The 4212-nt window shown below is 51.3% G+C and carries 3 protein-coding genes and 1 pseudogene; 1 reads left to right on the forward strand and 3 read right to left on the reverse strand.

Annotation, left to right across the window (positions count from 1 at the left end; translation table 11 throughout):
- Nucleotides 1-12: 12 nt before the first annotated feature.
- The 3 genes and pseudogenes from KDK14_RS06345 to KDK14_RS06350 all read right to left on the reverse strand — a co-directional run bounded on the left by KDK14_RS06345 (nt 13) and on the right by KDK14_RS06350 (nt 2253).
- A complete protein-coding gene (locus tag KDK14_RS06345) occupies nt 13-582 on the reverse strand; it encodes a tetratricopeptide repeat protein (protein WP_257264175.1) in 570 nt (189 codons plus the stop codon).
- 21 nt (nt 583-603) lie between these two features.
- Nucleotides 604-798 (reverse strand): annotated as a pseudogene (locus KDK14_RS21665) (hypothetical protein); the annotation flags it as partial.
- A 51-nt stretch (nt 799-849) separates the two neighbouring features.
- Nucleotides 850-2253 carry a tetratricopeptide repeat protein gene (locus KDK14_RS06350; RefSeq protein WP_257264176.1) on the reverse strand — a complete coding sequence of 468 codons (1404 nt, stop codon included), beginning with the start codon at nt 2251-2253 and terminating at the stop codon, nt 850-852.
- Between the two features lie 722 nt (nt 2254-2975).
- On the opposite strand from KDK14_RS06350, the gene KDK14_RS06355 reads away from it, so the two are divergent.
- A partial coding sequence (locus tag KDK14_RS06355; RefSeq protein ID WP_257264177.1) for an ankyrin repeat domain-containing protein occupies nt 2976-4212 on the forward strand: 1237 nt, incomplete at its 3' end.

Below are 4212 nucleotides of genomic sequence, written 5' to 3' on the forward strand. Positions count from 1 at the left end.
ATTCAGGTACATTCAGCCCAGGCTGTTTTGCGCGAGGGCGTCTTCCTGTTTGGCGGCCTTGCGAACCAGGGTCAGGGCCTTGGTGAAGTTCTGCTCCACACCAATGCCCTTTAAGTACATCCAGCCCAGGTTGGTTTGCGCGTCGGCATTCCCCTGGTCGGCGGCCTTGCGGAACCAGAGCGAGGCCTCGGCGTAGTTCTGTTCATTAAAGTATATGGTGCCGAGGCCGAGCTGGCCGATGGCGGACCCTTGCCCGGCGCCGTTGCGATACCAGTATTTGGCCTTGGCATGGTTTTGTTCCACCCCCAGGCCAAAATAGTACATCCAGCCCAGGTTGTTTTGCGCTGATTTACTTTTAGTGGTCCATCCTGCCTGGATCAGCAGCGCTGATATTTCCCAATTATGTATCTTTAACGACAAGGTTATAGGATTTTTCCTGTCGAGGGACAAGCGCTGATCAGGTTTGAGCCCGGTTGACAGAATATCCTTCACAGTATCGGTCTGGTTGTTCTCAACTGACTTAAACAGCTCCTTGCGCAGATTCAAGGGGCGGGACATTGGGGGCGTAGTGCCTATTATCAAGCGACGATCCATTGGACATAATGGTTTTTGTTTCACGCTTATACTTATACATTCGTGGTGAAATTCATGACCACATGGCTGTAGTCTTATGATCGTGGCCGGATCTTTTATTCGCACCAATCGGGCCAGGGCCGCTGCAATTCGCGAGCGCCTGATGCCGGGACTTTCATTGATCGGTTCCAGGCAGACCGCACAAGGTTTATCAACATTGTTCATAAAATGTCTGACTTTTTTTTGAACCTGAAGTTTCCGGAAAAATGAAAATATTCATGGTTCAATAGTACTGAATTCAGGAGTTTCAGTTTTCTCGATTCCTTGAATTGGAGTGAATTCATTGCCAGTTGTTTCCAACCGGTCAAGCTTGTCTTGAGCAGCGCCATACCCCTGGTCGGCGGCCTTGCGGAACCAGGACAGGGCTTCGGCAAAGTTCTGCCCTACCCCCAGGCCTTTCAGGTGCATCCAGCCCAGCAGATATTGCGCAGCGGCGCATTTCTGGTCGGCAGCCTTGCCCAGGCAGGTCAGGGCTTTTGCGTAGTTCTGCTCCGTTGCCAGACCCTTCAGGTGCATGTAGCCCAGGTTACTTTGCGCTTCGGCGCATCCCCGGTCGGCGGCATTGCGGAACAAGAGCAGGGCTTCGGCGTAGTTTTGCTCTACCCCCAGACCCTCCAGGTATATCCCGCCCAGATTGTTTTGTGCGGCGGCGAATCCCTGATCGGCAGCCTTGCTGAACAAGGTTATAGCTTCGGCGAAGTTCTGTTTCACCCCCAGTCCCCTGAAGAACATCAAGCCCAGGTCGTTTTGTGCGGTGGCATCTTCCTGGTCGGCGGCCTTGTGGAACCACTGCAAAGCCTCATCGTAGTTCTGTTCCACCCCCTTTCCATTGAGGTACATCATGCCCAGGCTGTGTTGTGCACCAACGTCTCCCTTATTGGCAGCCTCGCGAAACCAGTTAAAGGCCTCCACGATGTTTTGCCCTGCCTCCAGTCTCTGCTGGAACATCGCGCTCAGGTTGGCTTGTGCGGCGGTGTTTTCCTGGCTGGCGGCCCGGAGATAAAAGGTCCGGGCTTTGGCGAAGTTCTGCTTCACCCCCAAACCATTATGGTACATCCAGCCCAGGTTGTTTTGTGCGCAGTGGAACCCCTGCCTGGCCGCCTTGCGGAACAAGGTCAGGGCCCTGGCATAGTTCTGCTCAACCCCCTTGCCGTATAAGTACATCCAGCCCAGGCTGTTTTGCGCATCGGCATGCCCCTGGCCGGCGGCCTTGCGAAACCAGGGCAAGGCCTCGGCGTAGTTTTGCTCCTTAAAGTACCCGGTGCCCAGGCTGTTTTGCGCGATAGCGTACCCCTGGTCGGCGGCCTTGCGATACCAGCGCCTGGCCTTGGCATAGTTCTGCTCCACCTCCAGGCCATTAAAGTACATCCAGGCAAGGTTATTTTGCGCTGTTTTACTTTTGGTGATCCATCCCGCGCTGATCAGCTGTGCTGCTATTTCCCAATTTTCTTTCTTTAACGACAAGGTTAAAGGATTTTTCCTGTCGAAGAACGATCGCTGATCAGGTTTGAGCCCGGTTAACAGAATATCCTTCACATTATCGCTCTGGTTGCCCACAACTGACTTGAGCAGCTCCTTGCGCAGATTCACATGGCAAGACATGGAGGGAATGCTGCCCATTATCAAGCGGCGGTCCAGTGGGCATCGTGGTGTTTGTTTCACACACTCGCTGATACATGCGTGGTGATATTCATGAGCACACGGCTGTAGCCTTATGATTGTGGCCGGGTCTATCCGCACCTTTCGGGTCAGGGCCATAGCAGTGCGGGAGCGTCTTATCCCCGGCCTTCCAGCAATAGGTTGCAGGCAAACTGGACAATCTTGGCTGAGATTATTTTGGCTGAGATTGTTTTGTCTGACACTGTTTTGGCTGAAATTGTTCATGAGTTATCAGACCTTTCCCGGAACCTGAAGTTTCCTGAAAATGACAAATTTTTTCCGGACAGGACTTCTGATTTTTTTTTAACCCCCGTACAGGGGTTGCATACTACACTTTGAGCTGCGTTTTTCCGCATTTGAATTGCCTTTTTTTGACACGTTTATTTTGCAGGGTAACTTATCAATTTTTTGTAATTTACTTGGGAGATAGCGGGGAATAAGGGGAGATAGTCGTGTTTCCAGTCATGTTTCCAGAGCTGTTGGGAGTTTCTGGTAGAGGGTCAGGTGGGCTAACTGATTATAGAATTCCGGGCAATCATTCAAATGCTTCGCTTTGCCATGATGAAGAATGTAAAAATCCCCGAAAATCAAGCCAACTTGGCAGGTATTCGCTGGTCAGGACATCATGCCAGCCACCACACCAGTTTCACTTGAACTGTATTCCTGAAGCGTGTTTGGAACTGATGCTGATGCAACGGCAATGTTGCGTATGTTATCAGCCAAAACGGCAAGTATTGCGTTGTGGCCAACCCCTGGTTATTGATGTCTGCAAATCAGGTGATGCGGAAGCTCTTGAGAACATCCTGAAACACAATCCTGACATTGCGCACAGTGATCTGCACCTTATTTGCCATGCCGCCGATAATGGCAGCTGTGATTGTGTACGACTGTTGTTGGACAACGGAGTGAATATCAATGTCAAGAATAATGGCAATATGGCTCTGCATCTGGCTGCCCACAAAGGTCACACAGCGATCGTCAGGAACTTGCTGGAAATTGACAGGTCCCTGGTCAAGGCCAAGGCTGACGATGGCAGTATGGCTCTCCACCTGGCTGCTGGCAAAGGTCACACAGAGACCATCAGGCTACTGCTGGACATTGACAGCTCCCTGGCCAAAGAAGAAGATGGTGATGGTCATATAGCTCTCCACCTGGCTGCGCTTGGGGGGCATACCGAGACCGCCAGGGCATTGCTGGAAATTGACCGCTCACTGGTTGAAGTTGGTGATTACTATGGCAATACAGCCCTCCATCTTGCTGCTCGAAAAGGCCATACAAAGACCGTCGAGGCGTTGCTGTATTACGGCCCCCTGGCCAATAGCACGGATGTCAACGGCATAACGGCTCTCGACCTGGCGGTTCTTTATGGCAAAACTGAGACTGTCGAGGTATTGCTGAAATTTGATCCTGCCCTGGCCAATGATGAGAATAACCAGGGTAGACGTGCAACGCCGCTCCACTTTGCCGCTGAAGGAGGCTATGAAGAGTGCCTTGCATTGTTAATCAGGGCAAACGCGAATATTCATGCCCTTGATGAAAAAGGCAACACACCATTATATTACGCCACCATGCATGGCCACATCGGTTGCATGAAATTGCTGTTGCAAAGCGCAGCGCATACCAGGGCTATTGGCTGTGGAGGGAGCACGCCACTGAACTTTGCCAATCGCTATCCAGACGACGATTGCATTAAAGAGTTGTCGTGTCTGTTCACAGCCAGGGTGAAGATTGACGATACCGATGAAGATGATAAAGCAGCCACGGATGATTCTGTTATGAGTAATGGCTCTGATTCGGTAACTCGTTCCGATTCGCTCAATAGCAGTGATTCTGTTAATCGCTCTGATTCGGTTAATGGTTCTGATTTGGCCAATAGCACTGATTTGGCCAATAGCACTGATTCGGTCAACAGCACTGATT

This window comes from Endozoicomonas sp. ONNA2, assembly GCF_024606365.1.
Taxonomy (GTDB): domain Bacteria; phylum Pseudomonadota; class Gammaproteobacteria; order Pseudomonadales; family Endozoicomonadaceae; genus Endozoicomonas.

Bases quoted from the DNA above. Each gene is read 5' to 3' on its own strand.
- KDK14_RS06350 (WP_257264176.1), bottom strand. From the start codon at position 2,253: ATGGGCAGCATTCCCTCCATGTCTTGCCATGTGAATCTGCGCAAGGAG.